An 18888-nucleotide genomic window follows, 5' to 3' on the forward strand; every position below is an offset into this window, starting at 1 on the left:
AGGGTTACTCCATGTCGCACCAATCCGATTTGATCAGCGAAGACATCCTCGCTTATCTGGCTCAGCACGAGCGCAAAGAACTGCTGCGTTTCCTCACCTGCGGCAACGTGGACGACGGCAAGAGCACCCTGATCGGGCGCCTGCTGCACGACTCGAAGATGATCTACGAGGACCACCTCGAGGCCATCACCCGTGACTCGAAGAAGTCCGGCACCACCGGCGAGGAAGTCGACCTGGCGCTGCTGGTCGACGGCCTGCAGGCCGAGCGCGAGCAGGGCATCACCATCGATGTCGCCTACCGCTACTTCTCCACCGCCAAGCGCAAGTTCATCATCGCCGACACCCCGGGCCACGAGCAGTACACCCGCAACATGGCCACCGGCGCCTCGACCTGCGACCTGGCGATCATCCTGGTCGATGCCCGCTACGGCGTGCAGACCCAGACCCGCCGGCACAGCTACATCGCATCCCTGCTGGGCATCAAGCACATCGTCGTCGCGGTCAACAAGATGGACCTCAAGGGCTTCGACGAGCAGGTCTTCGAGTCGATCAAGGCCGACTACCTGAAGTTCGCCGAGGGCATCGACCTCAAGCCGAGCAGCCTGCACTTCGTACCGATGTCGGCGCTCAAGGGCGACAACGTGGTCAACCGCAGCGAGCGTTCGCCGTGGTACACGGGCCCGGCGTTGATGGAGATCCTCGAGACTGTCGAGATCGCCGCCGACCGCAATGTCACCGACCTGCGTTTCCCGGTGCAGTACGTCAACCGCCCGAACCTCAACTTCCGCGGCTTCGCCGGTACCATCGCCGGTGGCGTGGTGCACAAGGGCGACGAGATCGTCGTGCTGCCGTCGGGCAAGAGCAGCCGGGTCAAGTCCATCGTCACCTATGAAGGTGAACTGGAGAACGCCGGGCCTGGCCAGGCGGTGACCCTGACCATGGAAGACGAGATCGACATCTCCCGTGGCGACTTGCTGGTGCATGCGGACAATGTTCCAACGGTGGCCGACCAGTTCGACGCCATGCTGGTGTGGATGGCCGAGGAGCCGATGCTCCCGGGCAAGAAGTACGACATCAAGCGCGCCACCAGCTATGTGCCGGGCTCGATCGCCAGCATCAGCCACAAGGTCGATGTGAATACCCTGGAGCAGGGCGCTGCCAGCGCGCTGCAACTCAACGAGATCGGCCGGGTCAAGGTCGCCCTGGACAGCGCCATCGCCCTGGACGGTTACGAGAGCAACCGCACCACCGGCGCATTTATCGTCATCGACCGTCTGACCAACGGCACCGTCGGCGCCGGCATGATCATCGCCCCGCCGGTCCTGCCGCACGGCGGTACTGGCCAACACGGCAAGCTGGCCCATGTGTCCACCGAAGAGCGCGCCCTGCGCTTCGGCCAGCAGCCAGCCACCGTGCTGTTCAGCGGCCTGTCGGGCGCCGGCAAGAGCACCCTGGCCTACGCCGTGGAGCGCAAGCTGTTCGACATGGGCCGTGCAGTCTACGTGCTCGACGGCCAGAACCTGCGTCACGACCTGAACAAGGGTCTGCCGCAGGACCGCGCCGGGCGCACCGAGAACTGGCGCCGCGCCGCCCATGTGGCGCGCCAGTTCAACGAAGCCGGCCTGCTGACCCTGGCCGCCTTCGTCGCCCCTGATGCCGAGGGCCGCGAGCAGGCCAGGGCGCTGATCGGCAAGGAGCGCCTGGTGACCGTCTATGTACAGGCGTCGCCGCTGGTATGCCGTGAGCGTGACCCTCAGGGCCTGTATGCCGCCGGTGGCGACAACATCCCGGGCGAGAGCTTCCCGTTCGATGTGCCGCTGGATGCGGACCTGGTGATCGACACCCAGTCGGTCAGCGTCGATGAAGGCGTGAAGCTGGTGCTGGATGTGCTGCGTCAGCGTGGGGCGATCTGATTGATTGCCTGATGTGAAAAACCCCGCTTCGGCGGGGTTTTTCATTTAGGGCCGCCCTGCGGCCCTAAATATGCTTCTCCGACACCGGAATCACCCGTCGCTCTTTCACCGCCTTGTACGAAAAGCTCGAATAGATCTCCTTCACCCCCGGCAACCGCTGCAGCACCTCCCGGGTGAATTCGCCAAACGATTCCAGGTCCCGTGCCAGGATCTCCAGCAAAAAATCATAGCGCCCGGAGATATTGTGGCAGGCGACGATCTCGGGGATCTCCATCAGCCGTTTCTCGAACGCCAGGGCCATTTCCTTGGTGTGCGAGTCCATCATGATGCTGACGAACGCGGTCACCCCGAAGCCCAGCGACTTGGGCGAAAGAATGGCCTGGTAGCCGGTGATGTAGCCGTTGTCCTCGAGCAACTTGACCCGCCGCCAGCAGGGCGAGGTGGTCAGGGCGACCTGGTCGGCGAGTTCGGAAACGGTCAGGCGGGCGTTGTCCTGCAGGGCGGCGAGCAGGGCGCGATCGGTACGGTCGAGCGTTGAAGGCATATCTTGCCCTCCTGGTTCTATTTTTGTTGTTTTTATTTCAAAACATGCCCGATTGCGTGGGCAAGTTTGGAAAAAGCGCGGCAGCTTGGTGGCATAAGCTTATAACAAACCACAAGAGGCTGTTGCCATGCGCGACTCCAATAACAACACCGGTTTCTCCACGCGGGCCATCCATCATGGCTATGACCCGATGTCCCACGGCGGCGCCCTGGTGCCGCCGGTCTACCAGACCGCCACCTACGCTTTCCCGACTGTCGAGTACGGCGCCGCCTGCTTCGCCGGCGAAGAGCCGGGGCACTTCTACAGCCGTATTTCCAACCCGACGCTGGCCCTGCTGGAGCAACGCATGGCGTCGCTCGAAGGCGGCGAGGCCGGGCTGGCGCTGGCCTCCGGGATGGGCGCCATCACCGCCACGCTATGGACCCTGCTACGCCCGGGTGACGAGCTGATCGTCGGCAGCACCCTGTATGGCTGCACCTTCGCCTACCTGCACCACGGCATCGGCGAGTTCGGCGTGAAGATCCGCCATGTCGATCTCAACGACATCCCGGCACTCAAGGCCGCGATCACCGCCAAGACGCGGATGATCTACTTCGAGTCGCCGGCCAACCCCAACATGCAGCTGGTGGATATCGCTGCCGTCGTCGAGGCTGCACAGGGCCATGACCTGAGCATCGTGGTCGACAACACCTACTGCACACCCTACCTGCAGCGCCCGCTGGAACTGGGCGTGGACCTGGTGGTGCATTCGGCCACCAAGTACCTGTCCGGGCATGGTGATATCACCGCCGGGTTGGTAGTCGGGCGCAAGGCGCTGGTCGACCGCATCCGCCTGGAAGGGCTCAAGGACATGACCGGCGCCGTACTCTCGCCCCACGACGCCTCGCTGTTGATGCGCGGCATCAAGACCCTGGCCCTGCGCATGGACCGCCACTGCGCCAATGCCCAGCAGGTCGCCGAGTTTCTCGCCGAACAATCACAGGTAGAGCTGCTGCATTACCCGGGCCTGCCATTCTTCCCGCAGTACGCGCTGGCCCAACGGCAGATGCGCCTGCCGGGCGGGATGATCGCCTTCGAGCTGAAGGGCGGGATCGAAGCCGGGCGCCGTTTCATGAACGCCCTACAGTTGTTCAGCCGCGCGGTGAGCCTGGGCGATGCCGAGTCGCTGGCCCAGCACCCGGCGAGCATGACTCACTCCAGCTATACCCAGCAGGAGCGTGCCGAGCATGGCATCTCGGAAGGGCTGGTGCGTCTGTCGGTGGGGCTGGAAGACATCGACGACCTGCTTGCCGACATTGCCCAGGCCCTGAAGGCCTGCGCCTGAATCGCCACGGATGAGGCCTGCGCGATGGTAGCGATGATGAACTCGAACGAGCCGTTGACGGCCCTTGATGCCGCCCTGGACAGCGACCCAGCGGAAACCGCCGAGTGGTGCGAGGCGCTGGCCTCGACCCTGGCCCACTGCGGCCCGGCGCGGGCCCGCTACCTGCTGCAGCGCCTGCAGGCCCATGCCCTCGAGCTGGGCCTGGAGCGCGAGGCCCAGGCCTTCTCGGCCTACCGCAACACCGTGCCGGTGGAACAGCAGGGCGCTTATCCCGGCGATCTCGAGCTGGACGAGCGTATTACCGGCATCCTGCGCTGGAACGCCCTGGCCATGGTGGTACGGGCCAACCACGCCTATGGCGAGCTGGGCGGGCATATCGCCAGCTACGCCTCGGCGGCGGAAATCTTCGAGGTCGGCTTCCAGCATTTCTTTCGCGGCGAGGGCGGTGGTGTGCAGCGCAGCGGCGACCTGGTGTTCTTCCAGCCGCACTCGGCGCCTGGCATCTATGCCCGCGCATTTCTTGAAGGGCGCCTGAGCGAGGAACAGCTGGCCAACTACCGCCAGGAGGTCGGCGGCAACGGGCTGTGCTCCTATCCACACCCTTGGCTGATGCCGGACTTCTGGCAGTTCCCCACAGGTTCCATGGGCATCGGCCCGCTCAATGCGATCTATCAGGCGCGCTTCATGCGCTACCTGCAGCATCGCGGGCTGCTCGACACCTCTGCCCGGCATGTCTGGGGCGTATTCGGCGATGGCGAGATGGACGAGCCGGAGTCGACCGCCGGCCTGACCCTGGCTGCCCGTGAAGGCTTGGATAACCTGACCTTCATCGTCAACTGCAACCTGCAGCGCCTGGACGGCCCGGTCCGCGGCAATGGCCAGATCATCCAGGAGCTCGAAGCGTTGTTCAGCGGTGCCGGCTGGAACGTGATCAAGGTGCTGTGGGGCTCGGAGTGGGACGCCCTGTTCGCCCGCGATCACGAGCATGCGCTGCTGCGCCAGTTGGCGGCGACGCCCGATGGTCAGTTCCAGACCCTCGGCGCCAAGGACGGCAGCTACAACCTCGAGCACTTCTTCAAGCAGAACCCGGCCTTGCAGCGCCTGGTGGCGCACATGAGCGCCGAAGAGATCAACGCCCTCAAGCGCGGTGGTCATGATTTTCGCAAGCTGCATGCCGCCTATGCCGCCGCCAGGGCCTGCAAGGGCCGGCCGACGGTGATCCTGGCCAAGACCAAGAAAGGCTATGGCATGAGCAGTGCCGGCGAGTCGCGGATGACCGCGCACCAGGCCAAGAAACTCGATGTGCAGGCACTGCTGGCCTTCCGCGACCGTTTCCATTTGCCGTTGTCGGATGAGGCGGTGGAGCAACTGCGTTTCTATCGCCCGGCCGAAGACAGCCCGGAGATGGTCTATCTGCGCCAGCGCCGCCAGGCACTGGGTGGACCGCTGCCGCTGCGGCGCAACGACTGCGCCACCTTGCCTGTGCCCGAGCTGGAGGCGTTCGGCGGTTTCGCCCTGCACGCCGAAGGCAAGGAGATGTCCACCACCATGGCCGCGGTGCGCTTGCTGGGCAACTGGCTCAAGGCGCCGGGGTTGGGGCCACGAGTGGTGCCGATCGTCGCCGACGAGGCGCGCACCTTCGGCATGGCCAGCCTGTTCCGCCAGATCGGCATCTATTCGCCCCACGGGCAACGCTACGAGCCGGAGGACGCCGGCTCCTTGCTGGTCTACAAGGAGGCGCGGGACGGCCAGTTGCTGGAGGAGGGCATCACCGAGGCCGGGGCGATCTCTTCATGGGTCGCGGCAGCGACCGCCTACGCGGTGCATGGCGAGCCGATGCTGCCGGTGTACATCTACTACTCGATGTTCGGCTTCCAGCGGGTCGGCGACCTGATCTGGGCTGCCGCCGACCAGCGCGCCCGAGGCCTGTTGCTGGGTGCCACAGCGGGGCGCACCACGCTGGGTGGCGAGGGGCTGCAGCACCAGGATGGATCGAGCCTGGTCATGGCGTCGATGGTGCCCAACTGCCGGGCCTGGGATCCGTGCTTTGCCGGCGAGCTGGCGGTGATCCTCGACCATGCCGCGCGGCGCATGCTGGTGGAGCAGCAGGACGAGTTCCACTATGTGGCGGTGATGAATGAAAACTACGCGCAGCCGTCGTTGCCCGAGGACATGCACGACGATGTACTGCGAGGCATGTATCGCTTTGCCCGGCATTCCTCGGCCGCACCCCGTGGCCAGGTGCGCTTGTTGGGTTCGGGCACCATCCTGCGCGAGGTGATTGCCGCCAGCGAGTTGCTGGCCAGTGACTGGCAGGTCGACAGCGAGGTGTTCAGCGTCACCAGCTTCAGCGAACTGGCGCGTGGGGCCAGGGGTGCGCAACGCCTGGCGATGACTGGGGAGCATGCGGATTGCCATGTGTGTCATTGCCTGCCCGGCGACGCCCCGGTGATCGCGGCCAGCGACTATGTGCGCGCCTGGCCGCAGTTGATCGCCGAGTATGTGCAGGCGCCCTATACCACCCTGGGCACCGATGGTTTCGGCCGCAGCGATACGCGTCAGCAACTGCGGCGGTTCTTTGAGGTGGACCGTCATGCGGTGGTGATGGCAGCGCTTTACAGTCTCGTGCGCCAAGGGGTGTTGCTGGAGGACGTTCTTGGCAAGGCGAGGGCGCGTTATCGCATCCAGGATGAGGGGGCGTCCTGGTATCGATGAGCGGCTTTTGCAGGTTTTTTCCTGCACCGGCCCTTCGCCGGCAAGCCGGCTCCCACAGAGATAGCGTCAGGCCCAAGGTCGGCGCGGTCGATGTGGGAGCGGATTTGCCGGCGATGAGGCATGGAACTGCGGTGTCAATGGGTAGCCACCGTCCTTCAATCACTGCCGTACAGGCAGCTCAAAAATGTTTGCCCCAGCTCAAGATCAAAGCCTAGGGCATTCAAATATGAACTACGCAAGTCGCTGGACGCCCCAATCACCAGACACAAAAAAACCGACCATAAGGTCGGTTTTTTCTGGATCTTGGTGCCCCGAGGGAGACTCGAACTCCCACTCCTTTCGAAAACGGATTTTGAATCCGCCGCGTCTACCAATTCCGCCATCAGGGCTTGTGGCGCCGCAGTATAGAGAGGTCGCCCAAGGCGGTCAATCGGCTTTCATGGTCAATTTTCACGCATTGGGCTAAACTTCCCGGCCCTGTCGAACCCGAACATCATCATGCGCGTCGCCGATTTTTCCTTCGAACTCCCCGATTCCCTGATCGCCCGCCATCCACTGGCCGAGCGTCATGGCAGCCGCCTGCTGGTGCTCGATGGCCCCAGCGGCGAGCTGGCCCACAAGCAGTTCACTGACCTGCTCGACTACCTGCGCCCCGGCGACCTGATGGTGTTTAACAACACCCGGGTGATCCCGGCGCGGCTGTTCGGCCAGAAAGCCTCCGGCGGCAAGCTGGAAGTGCTGGTCGAGCGCGTGCTCGACAGCCACCGCGTGCTGGCCCACGTGCGCGCCAGCAAGGCGCCTAAAGAAGGCGCGCAGATCCTCATCGACGGTGGCGGCGAGGCCGAGATGGTCGCCCGCCACGACACCTTGTTCGAGCTGCGTTTCAGCGAAGAGGTGCTGCCGCTGCTCGAGCGTGTCGGCCATATGCCGCTGCCGCCGTATATCGATCGCCCCGACGAGGGCGCCGACCGCGAGCGCTACCAGACCGTCTACGCTCAGCGCGCCGGCGCCGTGGCCGCGCCTACCGCCGGCCTGCACTTCGACGAGGCGCTGCTGGAAAAGATCGCTGCCAAGGGCGTCGAGCGCGCCTTCGTCACCCTGCACGTAGGGGCGGGTACCTTCCAGCCGGTGCGGGTCGACAAGATCGAAGACCACACCATGCATAAAGAGTGGCTCGAAGTGAGCCAGGATGTGGTCGATGCCGTGCAGGCCTGCCGCGCCCGTGGCGGGCGGGTGATCGCCGTGGGCACCACCAGCGTGCGTTCGCTGGAGAGCGCGGCGCGCGATGGCGAGCTCAAGGCGTTCAGTGGCGACACCGACATCTTCATTTTCCCGGGCCGGCCGTTCCATGTGGTCGATTGCCTGGTCACCAACTTCCACCTGCCGGAGTCCACGCTGCTGATGCTGGTCTCGGCCTTCGCCGGTTACCCCGAGACCATGGCCGCCTATGCGGCGGCGGTCGCGAACGGTTACCGCTTCTTCAGTTACGGTGATGCCATGTTCATCACCCGCAATCCGGCGCCACGCGGCCCAGAGGATCAAGCATGAGTCGCACCTGTCGAATGTCGTTCGAACTGCTGGCCACCGACGGCAAGGCCCGTCGCGGCCGGCTGACCTTCCCCCGTGGCACGGTCGAGACCCCGGCCTTCATGCCGGTGGGCACCTATGGCACGGTCAAGGGCATGCTGCCGCGTGACATCGAGGCCATCGGCGCCGAGATCATCCTCGGCAACACCTTCCACCTGTGGCTGCGCCCGGGTACCGAAGTCATCAAGAAACACAACGGCCTGCACGATTTCATGCAATGGAAAGGCCCTATCCTCACTGATTCCGGTGGTTTCCAGGTGTTCAGCCTGGGCGCCATGCGCAAGATCAAGGAGGAAGGCGTGACCTTCGCATCGCCAGTGGACGGTTCCAAGGTGTTCATGGGGCCGGAAGAGTCCATGCAGGTCCAGCGCGACCTGGGTTCGGACATCGTGATGATCTTCGACGAGTGCACGCCGTACCCGGCCGAGCATGACGTGGCGCGCACCTCGATGGAGCTGTCGCTGCGCTGGGCCCAGCGCTCGAAGAACGCCCATGGCGACAACACCGCGGCGCTGTTCGGTATCGTCCAGGGCGGCATGTACCAGGACCTGCGCATGCGCTCGCTGGAAGCGCTGGTCAACATCGACTTCGACGGCCTGGCCATCGGCGGCCTGTCGGTGGGTGAACCCAAGCACGAGATGATCAAGGTGCTGGACTACCTGCCCGCGCAGATGCCGGCTGACAAACCTCGTTACCTTATGGGGGTAGGCAAGCCGGAAGATCTTGTAGAGGGTGTGCGCCGCGGCGTCGACATGTTCGACTGCGTGATGCCCACGCGCAACGCGCGCAACGGCCATCTGTTCGTCGATACCGGGGTGATCAAGATCCGCAACGCGTTCCATCGCCACGATGAATCGCCGCTGGATCCGACCTGCGATTGCTACACCTGCACCAACTTCTCCCGCGCCTACCTGCACCACCTGGACAAGTGCGGCGAAATGTTGAGCAGCATGCTGAATACCATCCACAACTTGCGCCATTACCAGCGCTTGATGGCCGGTTTACGCGAGGCTATTCAACAGGGTAAATTGGCCGCCTTTGTCGACGCCTTCTACGCCAAGCGCGGGCTTCCCGTTCCGCCTTTGGACTGACTGTTCGCAATCATTATTAGAAAATTCCATTAGGAGAGCCCAATGAGCTTCTTTATCCCCGCCGCCTACGCGGACGCAGCAGCCCCCGCCGCCGGCCCAGCCGGTACCGGCTTCGAGTGGATCTTCCTGGTCGGCTTCCTGGTCATCTTCTACCTGATGATCTGGCGCCCGCAGGCCAAGCGTGCCAAAGAGCAGAAGAACCTGCTGAGCAACTTGCAAAAAGGTGACGAAGTTGTCACCAACGGCGGCATCGCCGGCAAGATCGTCAAGGTTGCCGATGACTTCGTGGTCCTGGAAGTGTCCGACAACGTCGAGCTGAAGTTCCAGAAGGGCGCCATTGCCGCGACCCTGCCAAAAGGTACGCTCAAGGCTATCTGAGTTACCGGTTTCATTTTTCCAGTCGGGGCGCGCAAAGCGCCCCGCGTCTTGAACGGGCGGCGTGATGCTGAACAAATACCCTCTGTGGAAATACCTGCTGATCGTGTTGGTACTGGCGGTCGGCTTCATTTATTCCGCACCCAACCTCTATCCGGATGATCCGGCGGTGCAGATCAGCGGTGCCAGTTCCGCCCTGCATGTCAGCCAGGCCGATCTCGATCGCGTCACCAAGGCGCTGACCGATGCCGGCATCACCGTCAAAGGCGGCAGCCTGGGCGAGAAGGGCAGTGCGCTGGTGCGCCTGACCAACCAGGAAGACCAGCTGCCGGCCAAGGATGTGGCGCGCAAGGCCCTCGGTGACGACTATGTCGTGGCCCTGAACCTGGCCCAGACCACCCCGCAGTGGCTGCGCAACCTGGGTGCCAGCCCGATGAAGCTCGGCCTGGACCTGTCCGGTGGTGTGCACTTCCTGCTGGAAGTGGACATGGACAAGGCCATGACCGCGCGCATGAAAGTCTACGAAGGCGAGGTCAAGACCTTGCTGCGCAAAGAGCGCATCCGCTACCGTAGCCTGCCGCAGCAGGACGGCGGGATCATGCTGGGCTTCGCCGACGATGCCACCCGCGAACAGGCTCGCAGCCTGATCCGCAAGAATTTCAGTGATTTCGACCTGACCACCACCGAGCGCAACGAGCTCGCCGTGCTGCGCCTGGCACTGACCCAGGCCAAGGTCGCCGAGATCCGCGAATACTCCATCAAGCAGAACCTGACCACCGTTCGCAACCGTGTGAACGAGCTGGGCGTGGCCGAGCCGCTGGTGCAGCGCCAGGGCGCCAACCGCATCGTGGTCGAGCTGCCGGGCGTGCAGGACACTGCCGAAGCCAAGCGTATCCTCGGCAAGACCGCCAACCTGGAGTTCCGCTTCGGTGCCGAGCCGGGCGCGTCCAAGGCCACCACCGAGGTGTTCGAGTTCCGTGAAGGCGGCCGCTCCGCTCCGGTCGAGCGCGGCCTGATCATCACCGGTGACCAGGTTACCGACGCCCAGGCCAGCTTCGACGAGCACGGTCGCCCGCAGGTGAACATTCGCCTCGACGGCCATGGCGGCGAGCTGATGAGCCGCGCCACGCGCACCAACGTCGGGCGCAGCATGGCGGTGATCTTCATCGAGCAGAAGCCGATCACCCGCTACGAGAAGCAGACCGTCGATGGCGTCGAGAAGGACGTTGCCGTACAGAGCTTCAAGGAAGAGAAGAAGATCATCAGCCTGGCGACCATCCAGTCGCCTTTGGGCAGCCAGTTCCGCATCACCGGCCTGAACGGCCAGGGCGAATCGTCCGAGTTGGCCCTGCTGCTGCGTGCCGGTGGTCTGGCCGCGCCTATGTACTTCGCCGAAGAACGTACCATTGGCCCGAGCCTGGGTGCCGACAACATCACCAAGGGTATCGACGCGTCCCTGTGGGGCATGCTGTTCGTCTCGCTGTTCATCATCGCTATCTACCGTGGCTTCGGCGTGATCGCTACCGTGGCCCTGGCGGGCAACATGGTCCTGCTGCTGGCGCTGATGTCGCTGCTGGGGGCCACGCTGACCCTGCCGGGTATCGCCGGTATCGTGCTGACCATGGGTATGGCGGTGGACGCCAACGTGCTGATCTTCTCGCGTATCCGCGAGGAGCTCAAAGCCGGCATGTCGGTGCAGCGCGCCATCCACGAAGGCTTCAACCGTGCGTACACCGCGATCATCGACGCCAACCTGACCAGCCTGCTGGTCGGCGGCATCCTGTTCGCCATGGGTACCGGCCCGGTCAAAGGCTTCGCGGTCACCATGTCCCTCGGGATTTTCACCTCGATGTTCACCGCCGTCATGGTGACCCGTGCAATGGTCAACCTGACCTGCGGCGGGCGTGACATCAAGAAGCTGTGGGTTTGAGGGAGCTGCGATGAAAACCATCAACTTCATGGGCGTGCGCAATGTCGCGTTCGCCATTACCGTGCTCCTCACCGTGCTGGCACTGTTCAGCTGGTGGCAGAAGGGCCTGAACTTCGGCCTGGACTTCACCGGCGGCACGCTGATCGAGCTGACCTACGAGCGCCCGGCGGATCTCAAGGCCGTGCGTGCCGAGCTGGTCGATTCCGGCTTCCACGAGGCCGTGGTGCAGAGCTTCGGCGCCACCACCGACCTGCTGGTGCGCATGCCGGGCGATGACCCGCAACTGGGCAACAAGGTGGCCGCGGCGCTGCAGAAGGCCGGTGGCGACAACCCGGCCACGGTCAAGCGTGTCGAGTTCGTCGGCCCGCAGGTCGGTGAAGAACTGCGCGACCAGGGCGGCATGGGCATGCTCCTGGCCCTGGGCGGCATCCTCATCTACCTGGCCTTCCGCTTCCAGTGGAAGTTCGCCGTCGGTGCGATCATCTCGCTGGTCCACGACGTGGTGGTGACCCTGGGTATCCTGTCGTTCTTCCAGATCACCTTCGACCTGACGGTGCTGGCGGCGGTGCTGGCGATCATCGGTTACTCGCTCAACGACACCATCGTCGTGTTCGACCGGGTGCGCGAGAACTTCCGGGTCATGCGCAAGGCCTCGCTGATCGAGAACATCAACGTCTCGACCACCCAGACCCTGCTGCGCACCATCGCCACTTCGGTATCGACCCTGCTGGCGATCGCCGCGCTGCTGTTCTTCGGCGGCGACAACCTGTTCGGCTTCTCCCTGGCGCTGTTCATCGGCGTCATGGCGGGTACCTACTCGTCGATCTACATCGCCAACGTGGTGCTGATCTGGCTGAACCTGAGCAGCGAAGACCTGATCCCGCCGGTCAAGACCGAGGGTGTGGACGAGCGCCCGTAAGGCTTCGTCCTACGCCGTCTGGCGTAAAGAAAGGCGCGAGTGTTGAACTCGCGCCTTTTTTTTTGCTCCAAGGCTGGGAGAAGGCGGGCCATATGCCCGCGGGTACGATCAGGAGGTTCACGTGAACAAATCAATGCTGGTGGGTGCGGTTCTGGGTGCTGTCGGTGTGACTGCCGGAGGTGCTGTGGCGACCTACAGCTTGGTGAACAAGGGGCCTGAGTACGCCCAGGTCACCGACGTGCAGCCGATCAAGCAGCAGGTGAAGACGCCGCGCGAGGTCTGCAAGGATGTCACCGTGACGCGCCAGGCGCCGGTCAAGGACCAGCACCAGATCGCCGGCACGGTGGTTGGTGCCATCGCCGGTGGTCTGCTGGGTAACCAGATTGGCGGCGGTACCGGCAAGAAGATTGCCACCGTGGCCGGTGCGGTCGGTGGTGGCTATGCCGGCAACAAGGTGCAGGAAGGCATGCAGGAGCGTGACACCTACACCACCACGCAAACCCGTTGCAACACGGTCAATGACATCAGTGACAAGGTCGTGGGCTACAACGTGACCTATTCCATTGGTGATCAGGTCGGCAAGGTGAAGATGGATCACGAGCCGGGCTCGACCATCCCGCTGGACAAGAACGGCAAGCTGATCCTGAGTCAGAATCAGCCGGGGCAGTGAAGCTGCGTCAGTGCCAAAACGAAAAAAGCACCTCGAGAGGTGCTTTTTTTGTGCTCGCTATCGGCGCTTAGCGCTTCATGTGTTCCGGCAGGTGCGGCTGGATGGCAGTCAGCACGGCCTTGAAGCACTTGATGTTGCCAGCAACGATGTGGCCTTTCTCGAGGAATTCGTGGCCACCGTTGAAGTCGCTGACCAGGCCGCCCGCTTCCTGGATCAGCAGCACGCCCGCGGCCATGTCCCACTCGGACAGGCCCGACTCCCAGAAGGCGTCGAAGCGGCCGGCAGCCACGTAGGCCAGGTCCAGGCTGGCGGAGCCGGCGCGGCGGATGCCGGCGGTCTGGCCGGTCAGGGCGCGGAACATGCCCAGGTAGTTGTCCAGGTCGGCCATCTGGCTGTCACGGAACGGGAAGCCGGTACCCAGCAGGGCGCCTTCCAGGCTGGTGCGCGAGCTGACGCGCAGGCGACGGCCATTGATCTGGGCGCCACGGCCACGGCTGGCGGTGAATTCTTCCTGGCGAACCGGGTCGACGATCACGGCGTGCTCAAGGCGGCCACGGTATTTGCAGGCGATGCTGACAGCGAAGTGCGGCACGCCACGCAGGAAGTTGGTGGTGCCGTCCAGCGGATCGATGATCCACAGGTAGTCCTTGCCTTCTTCGCCGGTGCCGGCGTGCAGACCAGTTTCTTCGCCCTGGATGGAGTGGTTCGGGTAGGCCTTGCGCAGGGCCTCGACGATGACCTTCTCGGCGGCGCGATCAACCTCGGACACGTAGTCCTTGGCCTGCTTTTCGTCGACTTTGATGCTGTCCAGGCGTTCGATGGAGCGGAAAATCAGTTCACTGGCGCTGCGAGCGGCGCGCAGGGCGATATTCAGCATAGGCTGCATGGGAAGGTCACCTGGAGATGTTAAAGAGGAAAGCCGGCCATTCTAGCAGAAATCTTTGACGACAGAAGTGTCACATTTGCTTTCATGGCGTTACGCTGGTCGGTTCTGTAAGATCGAACCCTCCTTTTTCTGCATCCGAGAGCACGACACCTTGCTGCAAAATATTCGTGTTGTCCTGGTCAATACCAGCCACCCCGGCAACATCGGCGGCGCTGCACGTGCCATGAAGAACATGGGCTTGTCGCGCCTGGTGCTGGTGCAGCCGAAAGAATTCCCGGCCGCCGATGCCTCGGCGCGCGCCTCGGGTGCCGACGATGTGCTGGCCGGCGCCCAGGTGGTCGACAGCCTCGAGCAGGCGCTGGTCGGCTGCAGCCTGGTCATGGGCACCAGCGCTCGCGAGCGCAGCATCCCCTGGCCGCTGATCGGCCCCCGTGAGTGCGGCACCAAGGCGGTGGAGCACGCCCTGGCCGGCGAGGAAATCGCCCTGGTGTTCGGTCGCGAGCACGCCGGCCTGACCAACGAAGAACTGCAGCGATGTCACTTCCACGTGCACATTCCCTCCAATCCCGACTTCAGCTCGCTGAATCTGGCCGCCGCGGTCCAGGTGCTCGCCTACGAGGTGCGCATGGCCTCGTTGGCGGTGCAGGACACGGCGCCAAAGGTTGAGAAGACGGACGCCAATGAGCTGGCGACCATGGACGAAATGGAGCTGTTCTATGACCACCTGGAAAAGACCCTGGTGGACATCGGCTTCCTCGACCCTGCCAAGCCCAAGCACCTGATGCCGCGCATGCGCCGGCTGTACGGGCGCAGCTCGGTCGAGCGTACGGAAATGAGCATTTTGCGCGGCATTCTCACCGAGACCCAGAAAGTCGTCCGGGGCGAGCCGCATAAACGGAAGGACTGAACGATGTTCGAGCGTCTGCGTGAAGATATTCAAAGTGTTTTCCATCGTGACCCGGCGGCGCGCAATGCCTTCGAGGTGCTGACCTGCTACCCGGGCATGCACGCCATCTGGCTGCACCGCCTGGGCAATGCCTTGTGGAAGCGCGATTTCAAATGGCTGGCACGCCTGGTGTCGAACTTCGGTCGCTGGATGACCGGCATCGAGATCCACCCGGGCGCGACCATCGGCCGGCGCTTCTTCATCGACCACGGCATGGGCATCGTCATTGGCGAAACCGCCGAGATCGGCGACGACGTGACCCTCTACCAGGGTGTCACCCTTGGTGGTACCAGCTGGAACAAGGGCAAGCGTCACCCGACCCTGGAAAACGGCGTCGTGGTTGGTGCCGGGGCCAAGGTCCTGGGCCCGTTCACCGTGGGTGCCGGGGCCAAGATCGGCTCCAACGCCGTGGTCACCAAGGCGGTGCCGGCCGGCGCCACGGCGGTGGGCATCCCGGGGCGGATCATCGTCAAGACCGAGGATGACGCCGTCGAGGCCAAGCGCAAGGCCATGGCCGAGAAGATCGGCTTCGATGCCTATGGCGTCAGTGGCGACATGCCGGACCCGGTGGCGCGCGCCATCGGCCAGATGCTCGACCACCTGCAGGCCGTCGACGAGCGCCTGGAGGGCATGTGCGGCGCGCTGACCCGGATGGGCAGTGACTACTGCGCCAAGGAGCTGCCGGCGCTGCCCGACGACGACTTTGCCGAAGCCTGCGTCGAGCTGAAGCAGGGCGACACTCGGTCGCATTGATTGCGCCGGCCCGATACAAGGGGCGTGTGCTTGCGCCCCTTGTCTGCTACACTCGCGGCCGCCTCCCGCATGCATACCCGACTAAAGCACTAGGTCTTATAGTTGACTTAAATGCTCGGGAATCGCATACTCGCACACATCCTGTAACTCCCGTGGTACCCATACGCCATGCGACTGACTACCAAAGGCCGATACGCCGTGACCGCCATGCTTGACCTGGCGTTGCACGCGCAGCAGGGGCCGGTGTCTTTGGCCGATATTTCCGAGCGCCAGGGCATTTCCCTCTCTTATCTGGAACAGCTGTTCGCCAAGCTGCGCCGCAGCAGCCTGGTATCCAGCGTTCGCGGCCCAGGCGGCGGCTACCAGCTGTCGCGAGGCATGGAAACCATCCAGGTGGCCCAGGTCATCGACGCGGTCAACGAATCGGTCGATGCCACCCGTTGCCAGGGCCTGGGGGATTGCCACGCCGGTGATACCTGCCTGACTCACCACCTGTGGTGTGACCTGAGCCAGCAGATCCATGAATTCCTCAGTGGCATCAGCCTGGCCGACCTCGTCATGCGCCGCGAGGTGCAGGAAGTCGCCCAGCGCCAGGACCTGCGCCGCGTCGCAGGCCGAACCGCCCAGCTGGACAAGATTGAGACGTCCGCCGTCGACTGAAACTGCAGCGACGAGCGACGCCACCGCCTGATAGGAGATACTCAATGAAGTTGCCGATCTACCTCGATTACTCCGCGACCACGCCGGTCGATCCCCGTGTCGCCCAGAAGATGGCCGAGTGCCTGCTGGTTGACGGGAACTTCGGTAACCCGGCCTCGCGCTCCCACGTATTCGGCTGGAAAGCCGAGGAAGCAGTCGAGAACGGCCGCCGCCAGGTCGCCGAGCTGATCAACGCCGATCCGCGCGAGATCGTCTGGACCAGCGGTGCCACCGAGTCCGACAACCTCGCCCTCAAAGGCGTGGCGCACTTCTATCAGACCAAGGGCAAGCACATCATCACCTCCAAGATCGAGCACAAGGCGGTCCTGGATACCGCTCGCCAGCTCGAGCGTGAAGGTTTCGAGGTCACCTACCTCGAGCCAGGCGAAGACGGCATCGTCACCCCGGCGATGGTCGAAGCCGTCCTGCGCGACGACACCATCCTGGTCTCGCTGATGCACGTGAACAACGAAGTCGGCTCGATCAACGACATCGCCGCCATCGGTGAACTGACCCGTTCGCGCGGTGTACTGTTCCACGTCGACGCCGCCCAGTCGGCCGGCCGGGTCGAGATCGACCTGCAAAAGCTGAAAGTCGACCTGATGTCGTTCTCGGCGCACAAGGTCTACGGCCCGAAAGGCATCGGCGCGCTGTACGTCAGCCGCAAGCCGCGTGTGCGCCTGGAAGCCATCATTCACGGCGGTGGCCATGAGCGCGGCATGCGTTCGGGCACCCTGCCGACCCACCAGATCGTCGGCATGGGCGAAGCCTTCGCCATCGCCAAGCAGGAAATGGCCGCTGAAAACGTGCGCATCAAGGCCCTGAGCGACCGCTTCTTCAAGCAGGTCTCGGACCTCGAGGAGCTGTACGTCAACGGCAGCCAGACCCAGCGCGTGCCACACAACCTGAACCTGAGCTTCAACTACGTCGAAGGCGAGTCGCTGCTGATGTCGCTCAAGGACATCGCTGTTTCGTCCGGTTCGGCCTGCACCTCCGCTTCGCTCGAGCCGTCCTACGTCCTGCGCGCCCTGGGCCGCAACGACGAGCTGGCGCACAGCTCGATCCGCTTCTCCTTCGGTCGCTTCACCACCGAGGAAGAAGTCGACTACGCCGCGCAGAAAGTCTGCGAGGCCGTGAACAAGCTGCGCGAATTGTCGCCGCTGTGGGACATGTACAAAGACGGCGTCGACATCTCCAAGATCGAGTGGGCCGCCCACTAAGCAGTCGCCGGCAAGAGCGGCTCCCTGATGAGGAAGGAATTGCACCATGGCATACAGTGAAAAGGTCATCGACCACTACGAAAACCCGCGCAACGTCGGCAAGATGAACGCCGACGATCCGGATGTCGGTACCGGCATGGTCGGCGCCCCGGCCTGCGGTGACGTGATGCGCCTGCAGATCAAGGTCAACGAGCAGGGCGTCATCGAAGACGCCAAGTTCAAGACCTACGGTTGCGGTTCAGCCATCGCCTCCAGCTCCCTCGCCACCGAGTGGATGAAGGGCAAGACCCTGGACGAGGCCGAGACCATCAAGAACACCCAGCTGGCTGAAGAGCTGGCATTGCCGCCGGTCAAGATCCACTGCTCCGTGCTCGCCGAAGATGCCATCAAGGCCGCTGTTCGCGATTACAAGCAGAAGAAAGGCTTGGTCTGAGTCGACTGCGAGGTAAGGAGTTCCGATGGCTATCAGCATGACAGAAGCCGCCGCCAACCACATTCGCCGCTCCCTCGACGGGCGCGGCAAGGGTGAGGGCATTCGCCTGGGCGTGCGCACCACCGGCTGCTCGGGCCTGGCCTACGTGCTGGAGTTCGTCGACGAGCTCGCCGCCGAAGACCAGGTGTTCGAGAACCACGGCGTGAAGGTCATCATCGACCCGAAAAGCCTGGTGTACCTCGACGGCACCGAGCTGGACTTCGTCAAGGAAGGGTTGAACGAAGGTTTCAAGTTCAACAACCCCAACGTGCGCGGTGAGTGTGGCTGCGGCGAAAGCTTCAACGTTTGAGGCTTGCCGTGGGTACTCTTTGCCATTTCGCCCTGTTCGACCTGCAACCGGCTTTCCGCCTGGACCTCGACAAATTGGCCGTTCGCTATCGCGAGTTGGCCCGTGAGGTCCACCCCGACCGCTTCGCCGACGCTTCCGAGCGTGAGCAGCGTGTCGCCCTGGAAAAGTCCGCGGCGCTGAACGACGCCTACCAGACCTTGCGCAGCGCGCCGCGTCGCGCCCGGTACCTGCTGGCCATCGGTGGCCACGAAGTGCCTCAGGAAGTCACGGTGCATGACCCGGACTTCCTGCTGCAGCAGATGCAGTGGCGCGAAGAGCTCGAAGAGTTGCAGGACGAAGCCGACCTTGACGGTGTTGGTGTGTTCAAGAAGCGCCTCAAGGGTGCCCAGGACGCACTGAACAATGACTTCGCCGACTGTTGGGACGATGCAGCCCAGCGCGACAAGGCCGAGCGCCTGATGCGCCGCATGCAGTTCCTCGACAAGCTCGCCCAAGAAGTGCGCCAACTCGAAGAGCGCCTCGACGATTAACCCC

The 18888-nt window shown here is 63.7% G+C and carries 18 protein-coding genes and 1 tRNA gene; 16 read left to right on the top strand and 3 right to left on the bottom strand.

The window, feature by feature from the left end; all coding sequences use genetic code 11:
• The first annotated feature begins 11 nt into the window (after positions 1-11).
• Entirely contained in the window at positions 12-1913 is a 1902-nt protein-coding gene (cysN, locus tag ACODS9_RS12345) for a sulfate adenylyltransferase subunit CysN (protein WP_414535890.1), read from the top strand.
• Positions 1914-1977: 64 nt separating this feature from the next.
• Here the strand turns inward: cysN and ACODS9_RS12350 are convergent, their stop codons facing one another.
• Complete coding sequence (locus ACODS9_RS12350) at positions 1978-2457, bottom strand: Lrp/AsnC family transcriptional regulator (protein ID WP_094010228.1); 480 nt, start codon at positions 2455-2457, stop codon at positions 1978-1980.
• Positions 2458-2584: 127 nt separating this feature from the next.
• On the opposite strand from ACODS9_RS12350, the gene ACODS9_RS12355 reads away from it, so the two are divergent.
• Together ACODS9_RS12355 and mdeB are read left to right on the top strand one after the other, a co-directional pair.
• Positions 2585-3781 carry a methionine gamma-lyase gene (locus ACODS9_RS12355; protein ID WP_489093978.1) on the top strand — a complete coding sequence of 399 codons (1197 nt, stop codon included), beginning with the start codon at positions 2585-2587 and terminating at the stop codon, positions 3779-3781.
• Between the two features lie 24 nt (positions 3782-3805).
• Entirely contained in the window at positions 3806-6496 is a 2691-nt protein-coding gene (mdeB, locus tag ACODS9_RS12360) for an alpha-ketoglutarate dehydrogenase (RefSeq protein WP_489093979.1), read from the top strand.
• 304 nt (positions 6497-6800) lie between these two features.
• Here mdeB and ACODS9_RS12365 read toward each other — a convergent pair.
• Positions 6801-6885, bottom strand: a tRNA-Leu gene (locus tag ACODS9_RS12365).
• A gap of 109 nt (positions 6886-6994) precedes the next feature.
• Here ACODS9_RS12365 and queA point away from each other — a divergent pair.
• The 6 genes from queA to ACODS9_RS12395 all read left to right on the top strand — a co-directional run bounded on the left by queA (position 6995) and on the right by ACODS9_RS12395 (position 13068).
• On the top strand, positions 6995-8044 hold the full coding sequence (gene queA / locus ACODS9_RS12370) for a tRNA preQ1(34) S-adenosylmethionine ribosyltransferase-isomerase QueA (protein ID WP_489093980.1): 1050 nt from the start codon (positions 6995-6997) through the stop codon (positions 8042-8044).
• 14 nt (positions 8045-8058) lie between these two features.
• Positions 8059-9174 (top strand): tRNA guanosine(34) transglycosylase Tgt, encoded by a 1116-nt coding sequence (gene tgt / locus ACODS9_RS12375; protein WP_023629281.1) that lies wholly within the window; start codon positions 8059-8061, stop codon positions 9172-9174.
• Between the two features lie 42 nt (positions 9175-9216).
• On the top strand, positions 9217-9552 hold the full coding sequence (gene yajC / locus ACODS9_RS12380; protein WP_023629280.1) for a preprotein translocase subunit YajC: 336 nt from the start codon (positions 9217-9219) through the stop codon (positions 9550-9552).
• 64 nt (positions 9553-9616) lie between these two features.
• A complete protein-coding gene (gene secD, locus ACODS9_RS12385) occupies positions 9617-11479 on the top strand; it encodes a protein translocase subunit SecD (RefSeq protein WP_046854245.1) in 1863 nt (620 codons plus the stop codon).
• Positions 11480-11489: 10 nt separating this feature from the next.
• Complete coding sequence (secF, locus tag ACODS9_RS12390) at positions 11490-12398, top strand: protein translocase subunit SecF (RefSeq protein WP_046854246.1); 909 nt, start codon at positions 11490-11492, stop codon at positions 12396-12398.
• Between the two features lie 121 nt (positions 12399-12519).
• A complete protein-coding gene (locus ACODS9_RS12395; protein WP_102682081.1) occupies positions 12520-13068 on the top strand; it encodes a glycine zipper 2TM domain-containing protein in 549 nt (182 codons plus the stop codon).
• A gap of 67 nt (positions 13069-13135) precedes the next feature.
• Here the strand turns inward: ACODS9_RS12395 and suhB are convergent, their stop codons facing one another.
• Positions 13136-13954, bottom strand: a complete 819-nt coding sequence (suhB, locus tag ACODS9_RS12400; RefSeq protein WP_046854248.1) for a type III secretion system regulator SuhB — start codon at positions 13952-13954, stop codon at positions 13136-13138.
• A gap of 151 nt (positions 13955-14105) precedes the next feature.
• On the opposite strand from suhB, the gene trmJ reads away from it, so the two are divergent.
• From trmJ to hscB, 7 genes are all read left to right on the top strand, one after another.
• Positions 14106-14861, top strand: a complete 756-nt coding sequence (gene trmJ / locus ACODS9_RS12405; RefSeq protein WP_401104835.1) for a tRNA (cytosine(32)/uridine(32)-2'-O)-methyltransferase TrmJ — start codon at positions 14106-14108, stop codon at positions 14859-14861.
• 3 nt (positions 14862-14864) lie between these two features.
• Positions 14865-15653 carry a serine O-acetyltransferase gene (gene cysE, locus ACODS9_RS12410; protein ID WP_046854250.1) on the top strand — a complete coding sequence of 263 codons (789 nt, stop codon included), beginning with the start codon at positions 14865-14867 and terminating at the stop codon, positions 15651-15653.
• A 168-nt stretch (positions 15654-15821) separates the two neighbouring features.
• Positions 15822-16313 carry a Fe-S cluster assembly transcriptional regulator IscR gene (gene iscR, locus ACODS9_RS12415; protein WP_023630639.1) on the top strand — a complete coding sequence of 164 codons (492 nt, stop codon included), beginning with the start codon at positions 15822-15824 and terminating at the stop codon, positions 16311-16313.
• Positions 16314-16357: 44 nt separating this feature from the next.
• On the top strand, positions 16358-17572 hold the full coding sequence (locus ACODS9_RS12420; protein ID WP_046854251.1) for an IscS subfamily cysteine desulfurase: 1215 nt from the start codon (positions 16358-16360) through the stop codon (positions 17570-17572).
• A 46-nt stretch (positions 17573-17618) separates the two neighbouring features.
• The gene (gene iscU / locus ACODS9_RS12425; RefSeq protein WP_023630637.1) at positions 17619-18005 is read left to right on the top strand and encodes a Fe-S cluster assembly scaffold IscU; all 387 of its coding nucleotides are present in this window, start codon (positions 17619-17621) and stop codon (positions 18003-18005) included.
• A 25-nt stretch (positions 18006-18030) separates the two neighbouring features.
• A complete protein-coding gene (iscA, locus tag ACODS9_RS12430) occupies positions 18031-18354 on the top strand; it encodes an iron-sulfur cluster assembly protein IscA (protein ID WP_023630636.1) in 324 nt (107 codons plus the stop codon).
• An 8-nt stretch (positions 18355-18362) separates the two neighbouring features.
• Positions 18363-18884, top strand: coding sequence for a co-chaperone HscB (hscB, locus tag ACODS9_RS12435; RefSeq protein ID WP_031315121.1), 522 nt, complete (start codon positions 18363-18365; stop codon positions 18882-18884).
• Positions 18885-18888 lie beyond the last annotated feature (4 nt).

Source organism: Pseudomonas sp. FG36 (assembly GCF_057809275.1).

Excerpts from the sequence above, each read along its gene's own strand:
- ACODS9_RS12420 (WP_046854251.1), top strand. The coding sequence starts at position 16,358 with ATGAAGTTGCCGATCTACCTCGATTACTCCGCGACCACGCCGGTCGAT.
- secF (WP_046854246.1), top strand. The coding sequence starts at position 11,490 with ATGAAAACCATCAACTTCATGGGCGTGCGCAATGTCGCGTTCGCCATT.
- iscR (WP_023630639.1), top strand. The coding sequence starts at position 15,822 with ATGCGACTGACTACCAAAGGCCGATACGCCGTGACCGCCATGCTTGAC.
- tgt (WP_023629281.1), top strand. The coding sequence starts at position 8,059 with ATGTCGTTCGAACTGCTGGCCACCGACGGCAAGGCCCGTCGCGGCCGG.
- iscU (WP_023630637.1), top strand. The coding sequence starts at position 17,619 with ATGGCATACAGTGAAAAGGTCATCGACCACTACGAAAACCCGCGCAAC.
- suhB (WP_046854248.1), bottom strand. The coding sequence starts at position 13,954 with ATGCAGCCTATGCTGAATATCGCCCTGCGCGCCGCTCGCAGCGCCAGT.
- yajC (WP_023629280.1), top strand. The coding sequence starts at position 9,217 with ATGAGCTTCTTTATCCCCGCCGCCTACGCGGACGCAGCAGCCCCCGCC.
- ACODS9_RS12355 (WP_489093978.1), top strand. The coding sequence starts at position 2,585 with ATGCGCGACTCCAATAACAACACCGGTTTCTCCACGCGGGCCATCCAT.
- ACODS9_RS12350 (WP_094010228.1), bottom strand. The coding sequence starts at position 2,457 with ATGCCTTCAACGCTCGACCGTACCGATCGCGCCCTGCTCGCCGCCCTG.
- mdeB (WP_489093979.1), top strand. The coding sequence starts at position 3,806 with ATGGTAGCGATGATGAACTCGAACGAGCCGTTGACGGCCCTTGATGCC.
- queA (WP_489093980.1), top strand. The coding sequence starts at position 6,995 with ATGCGCGTCGCCGATTTTTCCTTCGAACTCCCCGATTCCCTGATCGCC.
- iscA (WP_023630636.1), top strand. The coding sequence starts at position 18,031 with ATGGCTATCAGCATGACAGAAGCCGCCGCCAACCACATTCGCCGCTCC.
- cysN (WP_414535890.1), top strand. The coding sequence starts at position 12 with ATGTCGCACCAATCCGATTTGATCAGCGAAGACATCCTCGCTTATCTG.
- secD (WP_046854245.1), top strand. The coding sequence starts at position 9,617 with ATGCTGAACAAATACCCTCTGTGGAAATACCTGCTGATCGTGTTGGTA.
- cysE (WP_046854250.1), top strand. The coding sequence starts at position 14,865 with ATGTTCGAGCGTCTGCGTGAAGATATTCAAAGTGTTTTCCATCGTGAC.